This window comes from Streptomyces sp. NPDC003393, from assembly GCF_053589015.1.
Genome location: NZ_JBSFRB010000014.1, coordinates 64,309 through 77,891, shown reverse-complemented (window position 1 = coordinate 77,891; position 13,583 = coordinate 64,309). Strand labels below are relative to the sequence as shown.

The window sequence follows — 13,583 nt, the reverse complement described above, 5'->3', positions numbered from 1 at the left end:
GGGCGGAGGCAGCGGCACCGGCGGGTCGCCCCGCCCGGCGGCGGCACACCGCACCGTCACGCGGGGACGTGCACCGCCTCCACACGACTGGCCACCAACCGCTCCCGTTCCCGCCGGGCCGCCTGCTTCCGCAACCGCAGGATCTGGCTCACGCCCACCGCCTGCAGCACGAACACGGCGGAGAAGGCGACCTCGTAGTCCTCCCCCGTCGCATCCAGCAGCACCCCGATCGCGAACAGCGTCGTCATCGAGGCCATGAAACCGCCCATGTTGGTGATCCCCGAGGCCGTCCCCTGACGTTCCGCCGGATTCGCCGGCCGCGCGAAGTCGAACCCGAGCATGGAGGCCGGCCCGCACGCGCCCAGCACCAGGCACAGCACCACCAGCAGCCACATCGGTGCGCGCACGCCGGGATACACCAGCGTGGCCGCCCACAGGGTCGCCGTCGCCGCCACCGTGCCGAGGGCCAGCGGGAGCCGTGCCGCGTGATGCCGGGCGACGATCTGGCCGTAGACGAGGCCGATGCCCATGTTCGACAGCACGACGAGGGTGAGCAGTTCCCCGGCCGTCGCCCGTGACAGCCCTTCGGCCTGCACCAGGAACGGCAGCCCCCACAGCAGCAGGAACACCATCGCCGGGAACTGGGTGGTGAAGTGCACCCACATGCCCAGCCGGGTGCCGGGCTCCCGCCACGCCGCGGCGATCTGCCGGCGCACATACGCGACACCCTGGTGCGGCAGCGGCTCGGGTTCGTGGCCCTCGGGGTGGTCCCTGAGGAAGAGGACCAGCAGCACCAGCACCAGGACGCCGGCCAGCGCGCTGCCCGCGAAGGCGGGGGTCCAGCCGAACCCGCGCAGCAGCCGGGTCAGCGCCAGCGTGGACACCAGGTTGCCCGCCATGCCGACCAGCCCGGCGAGCTGGGCGACCAGCGGCCCGCGGCGGACCGGGAACCACCGCGAGCCCAGCCGCAGCACGCTGATGAACGTCATCGCGTCGCCGCAGCCGAGCAGCGCACGGGAGGCGAGCGCGGTGCCGTACGACGCCGAGAACGCGAACCCCAGCTGGCCCGCCGTGAAGAGCACCACCCCCATGCCGAGCACCTTCTTGGTGCCGAGCCGGTCGACCAGCAGGCCGACCGGGATCTGCATGCCCGCGTAGACGAGCAGTTGGAGGATGGAGAAGGTGGACAGCGCGGAGGCGCTCACGTGGAAGCGTTCGGCGGCGTCGAGGCCGGCGACGCCCAGCGACGTACGGAAGATGACGGCGACGAAGTAGACGGTGACGCCGATGCCCCAGACGGCGACGGCACGCCGCCCGCCGGGCGGATCGCCGGGCAGTCCGACGACGCCGCGTGAACCCGCCGACGAACCGGACGAACCGGACGAGGAGTCGGGCGAGGAACCGGAAGGCGATCCGGACGAGGAACCGGGCCCGGAACTCATCGCACCTCCCCCCGCGCCAGGTGGGAGAACCAGCTGACGTGCCGGTGGACGAGACCGACGGCCGCCTCCGCGTCGCGGGCACGCAGCGCGTTCAGGATCTCCTCGTGCTCGGCGAGTGTCTTGGCGATGCGGTCGGGGTGGGAGTGCATGACGGCGACGCCCATGCGCAGTTGCCGGTCGCGCAGTTGGTCGTAGAGGCGGGAGAGGATCTCGTTGCCCCCGCTGCGGACGATCTCGGCGTGGAAGCAGCGGTCGGTGACGGCCGCGGCGGCGAAGTCCCCGGCGGCGGCCTGCTGCTTCTGCTTCGCCAGCAGTTCCTCCAGGCGCTCGATGAGTCCGGGCGGCGCGGGTACGGCCTTCCGGGCGGCGTGCTCCTCGACCAGTTGCCGGGTCTCGACGACGTCGGCGATCTCCTGCGCCGAGACCGGCAGGACGAGCGCCCCCTTCTTCGGGTAGAGCTTGAGCAGCCCCTCGACCTCCAGGCGCAGCAGCGCCTCGCGCACCGGAGTGCGGGAGACGCCGACGGCCTCGGCCAGCTCACCCTCGGTCAGCAGGGTTCCGCCTTCGTAGCGGCGCTCCAGGACGGCTTTCTTGACGTGTGTGTACACACGGTCGGCGGCGGGAGGCTGCTTCACGGCGAGGGTCATGCCCACAGCATAGATACAAGACGTACGCATGACCCGGCTCGTCCATCATGCGGACCGCCCACAAGTCCCCGGTAGGCCATGGGAAATTCACCCCGCCGACGGCGCAACCATCCACGTGTGCCGGAAGTCACACAGGTGCGGCCCCACTCTGTTGGGAACTCAACTCGACCGCACCCTCGGGGCATTCAACGTAATCGGGGTATCTCACTTGAAAACCGGCACTCAGGCCAGCCGCCTCCGCAGAGCCACCGCCGTCGCCTTGACCACCGGCGCGGTGCTCGTCACCGGAGCTCTCGCCGCGGCACCCGCACAGGCCGTCAGCGCGCCGTCGATCGTCGCCAAGGGCGGCTACGCGATGAACAACGCCAACGGCTCGACGCTGTTCACGAAGAAGGCGGACACACGGCTGTCCACCGGCTCCACCACCAAGATCATGACCGCGAAGGTCGTGCTCGCACAGCCGCACCTGAACCTCGACGCCAAGGTCACCATCCAGAAGGCGTACAGCGACTACGTCGTGAGGAACAACGCCTCCCAGGCGCACCTGATCGTGGGTGACAAGGTGACCGTCCGTCAGCTGCTGTACGGTCTGATGCTGCCGTCCGGCTGCGACGCCGCGTACGCGCTGGCCGACAAGTTCGGCTCCGGCTCGACGCGGGACGCGCGCGTGAAGAGCTTCATCGGCAAGATGAACGCCGCCGCGAAGAGCCTGAAGCTGAAGAACACCCACTTCGACTCCTTCGACGGCATCGGCAAGGGCAGCAACTACTCGACGCCGCGCGATCTGACGAAGATCGCGAGCAGTGCGATGAAGAACTCCACGTTCCGCACCATCGTGAAGACGAAGTCGTACACGGCCAAGACCGTCACCAGGACGGGCAGCACCCGCACGATGGCGAAGTGGACGAACACGAACACCCTGCTGGGCAGCTACAAGGGCGCCATCGGGGTGAAGACCGGCTCGGGCCCGCAGGCCAAGTACTGCCTGGTCTTCGCCGCGACGCGGGGCAGCAGGACCGTCGTCGGCACGGTCCTCGCCTCGTCCTCGGTCAACCAGCGCGCCACCGACGCCACGAAGATCCTCAACTACGGCTTCGCCCGCCTGGGCTGAGGCCGTCGTACGGCACGACCGAGCCGTGCACCCCGGGTGGGGTGCACGGCTCGTCGTCGTACGAGGCCCGGACGATCTCCCGGCTCAGGCCCAGGTGATCAACCGCTTGGGCTGCTCCAGGACGGCGGCCACGTCCGCCAGGACCTTGGAGCCGAGTTCTCCGTCGACCAGGCGGTGGTCGAAGCTCAGGGCCAGGGTGGTGACCTGGCGGGGCTTGACCTTGCCCTTGTGGACCCACGGCTGGAGCTTGATGGCCCCGACCGCGAGGATCGCCGACTCGCCCGGGTTGAGGATCGGCGTGCCCGTGTCGACGCCGAAGACGCCGACGTTGGTGATCGTCACCGTGCCGCCCTGCATGGCCGCCGGGGACGTCTTGCCCTCGCGCGCCGTCGAGACCAGCTCACCGAGTGCCTCGGCGAGCTGCGGGAGCGTCTTGGTGTGGGCGTCCTTGATGTTGGGGACGATCAGGCCACGCGGGGTGGCCGCGGCGATGCCCAGGTTCACGTAGTGCTTGAGCACGATCTCCTGGTTGGCCTCGTCCCAGGACGCGTTGATCTCCGGGTTGCGCTTGATGGCGACCAGCAGGGCCTTGGCGATCAGCAGGAGCGGGTTGACCCGCAGCCCCTGCATGTCCTTGTCCTGCTTGAGCTCCTCCACCAGCCTCATCGTGCGGGTCACGTCGACCGTCACGAACTCCGTGACGTGCGGCGCCGTGAACGCGGAGCCGACCATCGCGGCCGCCGTGGCCTTGCGGACGCCCTTGACCGGGACGCGGGTCTCGCGCGCGCCGTCGTAGGTCACCGCGGGGGCGGGAGCCGGGGCCGGAGCCGCCGGGGCGGGAGCCGTCACCGGTTCCGGCGCCTGCGGGGCGACCGTGGCCGCCACCGCCGCGTGGACGTCCTCGCGCGTGATGATGCCGTCCGGACCGGACGGGACCACCGTCGCCAGGTCCACGCCCAGGTCCTTCGCCAGCTTGCGCACCGGCGGCTTCGCCAGCGGGCGGTCCGCCCCCGCCGCGGGGGCCGGGGCGGTCGCGGCCGACGCGCTGTGGCCGTTCAGCTCCGACTGGAGTGCCGCCGTGGCCTGGGACACCGCCGGCTCCTGGCCCTTGCGGGGGCGGCGCTTGGTGGCCGACGTCGAGACGCCGTAGCCCACCAGGACCGGCTGGCGGCCCTGCGGCTCCGCCTCCTCCTGCGCCGGCTCGGCCGCGGGGGCCTGTGCGGGGACCTCGGCCGGGGCCGCGCCCGCCACCTCCACCGCGATGATGGACGTGCCCACGTCCACGGTGCTGCCCTCGGGGAAGTGCAGTTCACGCACCACGCCGTCGTAGGGGATCGGCAGTTCGACGGCCGCCTTGGCGGTCTCGACCTCGCAGACCACCTGGCCGTCGGTGACCGTGTCCCCCGGCTGGACGTACCACTTGAGGATCTCGGCCTCGGTCAGACCCTCGCCGACATCCGGCATCTTGAACTCGCGCACGGACGCTTCGGTCATCGTCGTCACGAACCTCTCCCTCAGTACGCCAGCGAGCGGTCGACGGCGTCGAGCACGCGATCCAGGTCCGGCAGATACGCCTCTTCCAGCCGCGCCGGCGGATACGGCGCGTGGTAGCCGCCGACCCGCAGGACGGGCGCCTCCAGGTGGTAGAAGCAGCGCTCGGTGATCCGGGCGGCGATCTCCGCGCCGGAGCCGAAGAAGACCGGGGCCTCGTGGACCACGACCAGGCGGCGGGTCTTCTCCACCGAGGCCTGGATGGAGTCGAAGTCGATCGGGGACACCGAGCGCAGGTCCAGGACCTCCAGCGACCTGCCCTCCTCGGCGGCCGCGGCGGCGACCTCGTGGCAGAGCTTGACCATCGGACCGTAGGCGGCCAGGGTCAGGTCCGTGCCCTCGCGGACGACCTGCGCCTTGTGCAGCGGGGCGGGAATCGCCTCGAGGTCGACCTCGCCCTTGTCCCAGTAGCGCCGCTTGGGCTCGAAGTAGATCACCGGGTCGTCGCTCTGGATGGCCTGCTGCATCATCCAGTACGCGTCCGACGCGTTGGAGGGGCTGACGATCTTCAGGCCCGCGACGTGGGCGAACAGCGCCTCGGGGGACTCCGAGTGGTGCTCCACCGCGCCGATGCCGCCGCCGTAGGGGATGCGGATCACGACCGGGAGCTTGACCTTGCCCAGGGAGCGGGCGTGCATCTTCGCCAACTGCGTCACGATCTGGTCGTACGCCGGGAAGACGAAGCCGTCGAACTGGATCTCGACCACGGGGCGGTAGCCGCGCAGGGCGAGGCCGATCGCCGTGCCGACGATGCCGGACTCGGCGAGCGGGGTGTCGATGACGCGGCTCTCGCCGAAGTCCTTCTGCAGGCCGTCCGTCACCCGGAACACGCCGCCCAGCTTGCCGACGTCCTCACCCATGATCACGACCTTGGGGTCGGCGTCCAGGGCGCGGCGCAGCGACTCGTTGATCGCCTTGGCCAGGGCCATCTTCTCCGCAGCCATGCTCAGACCCCCTCTACGTCCGCGAACGACGCCTGGTAGGCGGCGAACTGGGCGCGTTCCTCGTCGACGAGCGCATGCCCGTCCGCGTACACGTTCTCGAAGATGGCGAAGTGGTCCGGGTCCGGCATGGCGCGGACCGCTTCGCGTACTCGTCTGCCCAACGCCTCGCTCTCGGCCTCGAGTTCCGCGAAGAATCCCTCGTCCGCGTGGTTTGCGGACTCCAGGAAGCGGCGAAGGCGCAGGATCGGGTCCTTGGCCTCCCAGGCCAGGCGCTCCTCGTCGCCCCGGTAGCGGGTGGGGTCGTCGGAGGTGGTGTGGGCGCCCATGCGGTACGTGAACGCCTCGACCAGGGTCGGGCCCTCGCCGGCGCGGGCGCGCTCCAGCGCCCACTTGGTGACCGCGAGGCAGGCCAGTACGTCGTTGCCGTCGACGCGCACGCCCGGGAAGCCGAAGCCCTGCGCGCGCTGGTAGAGCGGCACGCGGGTCTGCTTCTCGGTGGGCTCGGAGATCGCCCACTGGTTGTTCTGGCAGAAGAACACGACCGGGGCGTTGTAGACCGCGGAGAAGGTGAAGGACTCCGCCACGTCGCCCTGGCTGGAGGCGCCGTCGCCGAAGTAGGCGATGACGGCGGAGTCCGCGCCGTCCTTGGCCACGCCCATCGCGTAGCCGGTGGCGTGCAGCGTCTGGGAGCCGATGACGATCGTGTACAGGTGGAAGTTGTTGCTGTTCGGATCCCAGCCGCCGTTGTTCACGCCGCGGAACATGCCGAGCAGGTTGGTGGGGTCGACCCCGCGGCACCAGGCGACGCCGTGCTCGCGGTAGGTCGGGAAGACGTAGTCGTCGTCGTTCAGGGCCCGGCCCGAGCCGATCTGGGCGGCCTCCTGGCCGAGCAGCGACGCCCACAGTCCCAGCTCGCCCTGGCGCTGCAGGGCGGTGGCCTCGGCGTCGAAGCGGCGGGTGAGCACCATGTCGCGGTACAGCCCGCGGAGCTCTTCGGAAGTGATGCCGGCGACGTACTTGTCGTACTCGGCGTTCTTGACGCGCTTCCCCTCGGGGGTCAGCAACTGAACGAGTTCGGGTCCGGCGTTCCGTTTCGCGTTCGCACCGGTGCTCTTTTTGGCGCCGGTGGCGCCGGCCTTGCTTCCGGCGCTGCGTCGCGGTGTGCGCGCGGCAGTGCTCTCCACGGTCACGTGTGCTCCTCCGTCGGTCCGGCCCCCGGGGTTGCCGGTAGGCCAGTGCGGCTCACCTGTAACCGACCACCGAGGCACGGGGTGGGTGCCACTCGGCCGGGAACAGGCGTGACAGGTGCCCCGGCGAGCGCCCTGCAACAGCCACGTTACCCAGTGCTCCACAATTCTGGGAAACCCCTCCTGACCTGCGTGTTTCATTGGATTTCCAAGTATTTTCGCTTGGACGTCCAAGTACTGGCGCGCGTCTCGGGGCAGCCGCTGGTCACAGCCGTGCAGGGGGCCGGAACACCGGCACGGTATCCCGGCCACCCCCACGTCGGGAAGGGCTGAAGAGTGGCCGGAACTGCTCTTGATGGATGACCCGTACCGGGGGCAGGCGAGCCGAATGCCGCACGCCGGAAGTGCTCACCACGGTGACCTCAAGTGACCGAAAGCGACTTTCGAAGACTGTCTGTGACAACGCCCAGCTCACAGCCTCGGCCGTTGCCCTAGCATCTGGCGCGTGCCGCGCCCATGTGTACCACCCTCTGCACCCCATGCGCCCCCTCTGAGCGCCCTACTGCGCCAGTACGCCGCCGGTTCCGCCCTCACCTGCGAACCCGTCGACCAGGGTCTGCTGAACCGCGGGTACCGGCTGTGCACCACCCGCGGCCGCTACTTCCTCAAGCACCACTTCGACCCCGACACCGCCGATCCGGCGGCGATCGCCCGGCAGCATCGCGCCACCCGGCGCCTGGCCGACCTGGGCGTCCCGGTGGCGCCCGCGCTGGCCGGCCGCGACGGACGCACGGTCGCCGTGATCGGCGGCCACGCCTACGCCCTGCACCCCTGGATCGACGGCCGGCACCGGCACGGCGGCCAGCTCACCACCGACCAGTGCACACGCCTCGGCACGCTCCTGGGTGCCGTGCACGCCTGTCTGGAGCGCGTGATGCCGCCCAAGGGGCGCACCCGCCCCGCCACGCACCCGCACCCCGTGGAGAGCGCCGACCCCGACGACACCCTCGCCCTGATCGACGACCTGCTCGGCCACGTCCGCCGCCACCGCCCCGCGGACGCCTTCGACGAACTGGCCCGGCACCGCCTCCTGGAGCGCCGCGCCCTGCTGGAGCGGCACGCCGATCGGCGCCCCCCGCCCGGCGGACCCGTCGGCTGGGTGCACGGCGACTTCCACCCTTTCAACGTGCTCTACAAGGGGCACGCCCCGGCCGCGATCGTCGACTGGGACCGGCTCGGTGTGCAGCCGCGCGCCGAGGAGGCCGTCCGCGCCGCAGCGATCTTCTTCGTCCGGCCGACCGGCACCCTGGACCTGCCGAAGATCAGGGCGTACGCGCGCGCCTACCGGCACACCGCCGGCGCCACGCCCTCGGAGCTCGTGGCGGCCGTGCACCGCGTGTGGTGGGAACGCCTGAACGACTTCTGGATGCTGCGCTGGCACTACGAGCGCGGCGACACCCGCGCCGACCCCCAGTTCCCGGCCGCTTCGGCACTCGCGGTGTGGTGGACCGAGGAGTACGACGCGGTGTGCGGGGCGTTCGCGGAGTGAACGGCACGGGCGGCACCACGAGTGGGGGCGGTCCGTACGGCACGCGCGCGTGGAGCCTCGACGGGGCTGCACGCGCGCGAGGGGTGCTGGGTGGTCAGCCGCCGGTGACCCCGGTGTTCGCCGCTCCGGCGGCCGTACCGCCGGCGTCGCCGCCCTCCGTGCCCCCGTTGTCGCTGCCGCTGCTGTCGCCACCGTCCGCACCGCCGTCGGCGTTGCCCCCGCTGGTGTCCGTAGGACTCGAAGGACCCGACGGGGTCGTCTGCGGGTTGGAGCTCGGCGTGTTCGACGGCTCGTCGGACGACTCGTCCGACGGCGTCGGCGACGGCGAGTGCTGCGGCTCCTGCGACGGCGTGAAGTCCCAGCCGGCGCCGCCGCCGGAGCTGTTGCCGCTGTCCGTCGAGTCGTCCGACGGACGGCCCTGCGACGACTCGCTCGGAGTGGAGCTGGGCCGGTCGTCCTCGGAGGACTGCGAGTTCGACGGCGACTTGGTGGTACCGGTGCCGCCACCGCCGCCGTCATCACCGGTCTTGTGCAGCGCCAGCGCCACGCCCACCGCGATGGCGATCACCGCGAGCACGGCCAGGATCCACAGCTTGCCGCGGCCGCTGCCTTGGTTGCCGTGGCCCTCGAACCCGCCGTCGTCGCCGTTGCCGTACCCGGCGGGCAGGATCGGCTGCGGGATCTGCGTGGTGCCGGGGCCGGTCTCGCCCGGGTGCGGCATCACCGTCGTACCGGCGAAGCCCGACGCCGGGGTGTGCCGGCCCTCGTGCAGCTCCACCGGGCCGGTGTTCCAGGTGCCGGTGTGGCCGCCCTGGTCGTACAGCATCTGCAGCGCGTACTGGACCAGTCCGCGCATCTCCTCGGCCGTCTGGAAGCGGTCGTCGGGCTCCTTGGCGAGCGAGCGCATGACCAGGCCGTCGAGTTCCGGCGGGCAGCCGGCCTCGGAGACCTGGGACGGCGCCACCGGCGCGTCCTGGACGTGCTGGTAGACCACGGATAGCGGGGTCTCGCCCATGAAGGGGGGCCGCAGGGCGAGCAGTTCGTACAGCAGGCAGCCCGTCGCGTACAGGTCGGAGCGGTGGTCGACGGCCTTGCCGAGGGCCTGCTCCGGGGAGAGGTACTGCGGGGTGCCCATGACCATGCCGGTCTGCGTCATCGTCGTGGACGCCCCGTGCAGCGCGCGGGCGATGCCGAAGTCCATCACCTTCACGGCGCCGTTGTCCGTGATGATCACGTTGGCGGGCTTGATGTCGCGGTGCACGATGCCGTGCTGGTGCGAATACGCCAGCGCCTCCAGAACCCCGGAGACGATGATCAGAGCCTGCTCGGGGCCCGGCGCCTCGGCGTTGAGCAGCAGGTCCCGGATGGTGCGGCCCTCGACCAGCTCCATCACGATGTACGGCACGGACTGGCCGCCCACCATGTCCTCGCCGGAGTCGTACACGGCGACGATCGCATGGTGGTTGAGGCCGGCCACGGACTGGGCCTCGCGCGTGAAACGGGCCTTGGAGACGGGGTCCTCGGCGAGGTCGGCGCGGAGCAGCTTGACCGCGACGGTACGGCCCAGGCGCACGTCCTCGGCGGCGAACACCTCGGCCATGCCGCCCCGGCCGAGCCTGCGGGTCAGCCGGTACCGGCCGTCGCCGACCAGGCCGCCGTTGCCCCATGTGTCAGGCGCGTCCGACATGCCGCCGCCGCCAGTCGCCTCGGGGTCGGACGGGCCCTGGGCGCGCTGCGTCTGTGCCATCAGTCCTCGCCGTCGTTTCTGCCCGCGGTGTGCGGTGTTGTCACGGGTCTCCGTCGGTCACGCTACAGGTTCGGCGCAAGCCGCCGGTCCAGGTTCGCGGTGCGGACCGGCCCGAGACCGGACCGGCCATGAAACCCCGTGCGCCCGCCGTCGTGCAAATTCCGTGTACCGGTCGTACATCCGCTGTAACGCTTCCGCGACGCTTCTTTCGCGTACGGTCACGGAACGGGCACCGAGCTTGACGTGTCAGTGCCCTCGGGCAGACTTGGCCGGGAATAACACATTCGATCAACGAGATCCGGACGAGGTCAGGTCCGGTCCCGGGACGGGTCGACGGACAGCCGATCGCGCGAGCACAGCAGCCGCTGCCCCGCGCGCGCCTATGGGGGACGCAGAAAATGAGCCAGGACGGCGCACAGGGCCGGTTCGCGGGGCGGGCACTGGCAGGCGGCCGCTACCAGCTGCGTGACTTGCTCGGTGAGGGCGGCATGGCCTCGGTGCACCTCGCCTACGACTCCGTGCTCGACCGGCAGGTCGCCATCAAGACGCTGCACACCGAACTCGGCCGGGAAGCGGCCTTCCGCGAGCGGTTCCGCCGCGAGGCCCAGGCAGTGGCGAAGCTCACCCACACGAACATCGTCTCGGTCTTCGACACCGGCGAGGACGACCTGGACGGCATGACGACGCCCTACATCGTCATGGAGTACGTCGAGGGCCGGCCGCTGGGCTCGGTGCTCGACCAGGACATCCGGCAGCAGGGCGCGATGCCCGCCGACAAGGCGCTGAAGGTCACCGCGGACGTACTGGCCGCCCTGGAGATCAGCCACGAGATGGGCCTGGTCCACCGGGACATCAAGCCGGGCAACGTGATGGTGACCAAGCGTGGCGTGGTCAAGGTGATGGACTTCGGCATCGCCCGCGCGATGCAGTCCGGTGTCACCTCCATGACCCAGACCGGCATGGTCGTCGGCACCCCGCAGTACCTCTCGCCGGAGCAGGCCCTGGGCCGGGGCGTGGACGCCCGCTCGGACCTGTACTCGGTCGGCATCATGCTGTTCCAGCTGGTCACCGGGCGGCTGCCGTTCGACGCGGACTCGCCGCTGGCCATCGCGTACGCGCATGTGCAGGAGGAGCCGGTGGCTCCTTCGTCGATCAACCGCTCCCTGCCGCCCGCGGTGGACGCGCTGGTCGCCCGCGCGCTGAAGAAGAACCCGAACGAGCGCTTCCCCAGTGCCGTGTCGATGCGCGACGAGTGCCTGCGCGTGGCGGCCTCCTTCCAGGCGGCCCCGCCCAGCATCGTGCCGAACGCCCGGACGTCGAGCGGCGCGGGCGTGGGCTCCGCGGTGTTCCCGCCGATCGACACGGCCCCACCGTCCGTGGGCGGCGTGCAGACGCCGTACCAGCCCGCTCCGGCCACGCCGAACCCGTACGGCACGCCGCCGCCCTCGATGCCCTCGCCCTCCTACGGCTACCCGCAGCAGGCCGCCCAGCCGGTGACCGGCTACCCCGCCCCCGGAGCCCCCTCGCCGTACGCCGTCCCGCAGCAGGCGGCGACACCGCCGCCGTACAGCATCTCGCCCCAGTCCCCGGGCACCAGCCCGGCGGGCGGTGGCAAGGGCAACAAGCCGGTGATCATGGGGTCGGTGGCCGTGGCGCTCATCGCTGTCGTGGGTCTGATCGCCACCCTGCTCATCAACAACGGCGACGACGACCCCAAGGGCGGCGGCGGCAGCGCCAGTGCGTCGGTGTCGAGCCATCCCTCGGGCTACCGCGGGCCGGACACCTCGAAGACGATCGAGAAGACCGAGTGCACCGAGCCGCAGGAGTCGTACAACGACGAGAAGAAGGTGAAGATGCCCAACTTCACCTTCAAGAACTGGGACTCGGTCCTCGTCTGCCTCCAGGCCGCCGGGTGGAACTACAAGAAGCGGCCGGTGGACGAGAACACGTACGGCGAGGACACCGTCATGCGGCAGTCGCCCGAGGCGGGTACGGACTTCGATCCGAACGACCCGCCGGACATCCAGTTCGACATCTCCACCGGAAATCCCGCCTGAGGCCGGGGCACCGATCGGTCCGCCGGCCGGCTGCGGCGGGCCGCCCGGCCGGACGGAAGATCGAAGGGCGTGGGTCGCGCGTGACGCGCTTCCCACGCCCTTGTGTCGTTCCGCCGTACGGCCGGACTACAGGTAGGGGCCGCCCGAACGGGTGCCCAGGTGGCCGTCCTCACCCTCGCGGCCGACCCCCGGCGGCAGGGCGCGGCGCATCTGCTCCAGCTGGGCACGGGCGGCCATCTGCTGGGCGAACAGCGTCGTCTGGATCCCGTGGAAGAGGCCTTCCAGCCAGCCCACCAACTGTGCCTGGGCGATCCGCAGCTCCGCGTCGCTGGGGGTCCCCTCGTCGGTGAACGGCAGGGAGAGCCGCTCCAGCTCCTCGACGAGCTCCGGAGCCAGGCCGTCCTCGAGCTCCTTCACCGAACTGGCGTGGATCTCCTTGAGCCGGGCCCGGCTGGCCTCGTCGAGAGGAGCGGCGCGCACCTCTTCCAGCAGCTGCTTGATCATGCTGCCGATCCGCATGACCTTCGCGGGCTGCTCCACCTGCTCCGTCACCGGGATCTCGCGGGCGTCTTCGTCACCGCCGCCGCCGAGCGCCATGCCGTCCTGGCCCACGACCAGGATCTGCGGATTCTCCGGCGACCGTTCGTTCCTCGGCATCTCCATGCCGCCCATTCTCTCGCACCCGTATGCCTCACCTGTTTGGTGCCCCCTGCGGAAGGTGATCCACCGTGTGCGCGTTGTCCGCCTTCCGCACGGGGTGGGGCGGTTTCTGCGGCGGGTGCAGGCGGAGCAGGCGGGCCGCGCAGTGCTCCAGCCAGCGGGACTCGGCCTCGGCATGGCAGATCAGCCGCTCCAGGACCAGCAGCCGAGCCACCTCTGCGGGGCGCTCGGGCCCGCGGGCCAGCAGCTCGGCCCGCTGCCGCACATGGTCCAGCAGCGCCTCGGAGACATGCCGGCGCTGCACGTCGACGATCTCGCGCACCTCGGTCTCGGGCGCCGCGTCCGCCAGGACCAGCTTGAGGACCAGTTCCTCGCGGAGTGGCCCCGCGAGGTCCACGGGACGCTCGTACCAGGACCGCAGCTCGCCGCGGCCCGCCCCGGTCAGCGCGTACGTCACCCGTCCGGCCCCGTCCACGCCGTCCCGGGCGACCAGACCCTCCCGCTCCAGAGAACCGAGGGCGGCGCGGATCCGGCCGAGGCTCGGGGGCCGAACGGCCCCCGTGTGCTCCACGAGGACGGCACGCAGCTGGGAACCGTGGCGAGGGCCGGTCTCCAGGAGCGCCAGCAGCCCGTGACGTAGCGACATATCCGGATGGTGCAGTCATTGCCGCACTTTCGACCTGGTGGG

Annotated in this window: 11 protein-coding genes; 3 read left to right on the top strand and 8 right to left on the bottom strand. The window is 71.0% G+C overall.

Annotation, left to right across the window (positions count from 1 at the left end):
• Positions 1-56 precede the first annotated feature (56 nt).
• Both ACWDUZ_RS16470 and ACWDUZ_RS16465 read right to left on the bottom strand, forming a co-directional pair.
• Positions 57-1,442, bottom strand: coding sequence for an MFS transporter (locus ACWDUZ_RS16470; protein ID WP_451632499.1), 1,386 nt, complete (start codon positions 1,440-1,442; stop codon positions 57-59).
• Positions 1,439-2,089 (bottom strand): GntR family transcriptional regulator, encoded by a 651-nt coding sequence (locus ACWDUZ_RS16465; RefSeq protein WP_451632498.1) that lies wholly within the window; start codon positions 2,087-2,089, stop codon positions 1,439-1,441. The genes ACWDUZ_RS16470 and ACWDUZ_RS16465 overlap by 4 nt, the downstream gene beginning before the upstream one ends.
• A gap of 208 nt (positions 2,090-2,297) precedes the next feature.
• Between ACWDUZ_RS16465 and ACWDUZ_RS16460 the strand changes: the two genes are divergently transcribed.
• The gene (locus ACWDUZ_RS16460; RefSeq protein ID WP_451632497.1) at positions 2,298-3,200 is read left to right on the top strand and encodes a D-alanyl-D-alanine carboxypeptidase family protein; all 903 of its coding nucleotides are present in this window, start codon (positions 2,298-2,300) and stop codon (positions 3,198-3,200) included.
• An 84-nt stretch (positions 3,201-3,284) separates the two neighbouring features.
• Here the strand turns inward: ACWDUZ_RS16460 and ACWDUZ_RS16455 are convergent, their stop codons facing one another.
• The 3 genes from ACWDUZ_RS16455 to pdhA are packed head-to-tail and all read right to left on the bottom strand — an operon-like array spanning position 3,285 to position 6,885.
• The gene (locus ACWDUZ_RS16455) at positions 3,285-4,703 is read right to left on the bottom strand and encodes a dihydrolipoamide acetyltransferase family protein (RefSeq protein WP_451632496.1); all 1,419 of its coding nucleotides are present in this window, start codon (positions 4,701-4,703) and stop codon (positions 3,285-3,287) included.
• 11 nt (positions 4,704-4,714) lie between these two features.
• Entirely contained in the window at positions 4,715-5,695 is a 981-nt protein-coding gene (locus tag ACWDUZ_RS16450; protein WP_451632495.1) for an alpha-ketoacid dehydrogenase subunit beta, read from the bottom strand.
• A 2-nt stretch (positions 5,696-5,697) separates the two neighbouring features.
• Positions 5,698-6,885 carry a pyruvate dehydrogenase (acetyl-transferring) E1 component subunit alpha gene (gene pdhA, locus ACWDUZ_RS16445; protein WP_451632494.1) on the bottom strand — a complete coding sequence of 396 codons (1,188 nt, stop codon included), beginning with the start codon at positions 6,883-6,885 and terminating at the stop codon, positions 5,698-5,700.
• A 502-nt stretch (positions 6,886-7,387) separates the two neighbouring features.
• Between pdhA and ACWDUZ_RS16440 the strand changes: the two genes are divergently transcribed.
• Positions 7,388-8,431 (top strand): phosphotransferase, encoded by a 1,044-nt coding sequence (locus tag ACWDUZ_RS16440; protein WP_451632493.1) that lies wholly within the window; start codon positions 7,388-7,390, stop codon positions 8,429-8,431.
• 94 nt (positions 8,432-8,525) lie between these two features.
• Here ACWDUZ_RS16440 and ACWDUZ_RS16435 read toward each other — a convergent pair whose 3' ends face one another.
• Positions 8,526-10,178 (bottom strand): protein kinase domain-containing protein, encoded by a 1,653-nt coding sequence (locus ACWDUZ_RS16435; RefSeq protein WP_451632492.1) that lies wholly within the window; start codon positions 10,176-10,178, stop codon positions 8,526-8,528.
• A gap of 398 nt (positions 10,179-10,576) precedes the next feature.
• Here ACWDUZ_RS16435 and ACWDUZ_RS16430 point away from each other — a divergent pair, with 398 nt between their 5' ends.
• Positions 10,577-12,235, top strand: a complete 1,659-nt coding sequence (locus ACWDUZ_RS16430; RefSeq protein ID WP_451632491.1) for a protein kinase domain-containing protein — start codon at positions 10,577-10,579, stop codon at positions 12,233-12,235.
• A gap of 126 nt (positions 12,236-12,361) precedes the next feature.
• Here the strand turns inward: ACWDUZ_RS16430 and ACWDUZ_RS16425 are convergent, their stop codons facing one another.
• A complete protein-coding gene (locus tag ACWDUZ_RS16425) occupies positions 12,362-12,898 on the bottom strand; it encodes a bacterial proteasome activator family protein (RefSeq protein WP_451632490.1) in 537 nt (178 codons plus the stop codon).
• Between the two features lie 28 nt (positions 12,899-12,926).
• Positions 12,927-13,541 (bottom strand): PadR family transcriptional regulator, encoded by a 615-nt coding sequence (locus tag ACWDUZ_RS16420; RefSeq protein WP_451632489.1) that lies wholly within the window; start codon positions 13,539-13,541, stop codon positions 12,927-12,929.
• Positions 13,542-13,583: the final 42 nt, after the last annotated feature.

Bases quoted from the DNA above. Each gene is read 5' to 3' on its own strand.
- ACWDUZ_RS16420 (WP_451632489.1), bottom strand. From the start codon at position 13,541: ATGTCGCTACGTCACGGGCTGCTGGCGCTCCTGGAGACCGGCCCTCGC.
- ACWDUZ_RS16435 (WP_451632492.1), bottom strand. From the start codon at position 10,178: ATGGCACAGACGCAGCGCGCCCAGGGCCCGTCCGACCCCGAGGCGACT.
- ACWDUZ_RS16470 (WP_451632499.1), bottom strand. From the start codon at position 1,442: ATGAGTTCCGGGCCCGGTTCCTCGTCCGGATCGCCTTCCGGTTCCTCG.
- ACWDUZ_RS16465 (WP_451632498.1), bottom strand. From the start codon at position 2,089: ATGACCCTCGCCGTGAAGCAGCCTCCCGCCGCCGACCGTGTGTACACA.
- ACWDUZ_RS16430 (WP_451632491.1), top strand. From the start codon at position 10,577: ATGAGCCAGGACGGCGCACAGGGCCGGTTCGCGGGGCGGGCACTGGCA.
- ACWDUZ_RS16450 (WP_451632495.1), bottom strand. From the start codon at position 5,695: ATGGCTGCGGAGAAGATGGCCCTGGCCAAGGCGATCAACGAGTCGCTG.
- ACWDUZ_RS16425 (WP_451632490.1), bottom strand. From the start codon at position 12,898: ATGGAGATGCCGAGGAACGAACGGTCGCCGGAGAATCCGCAGATCCTG.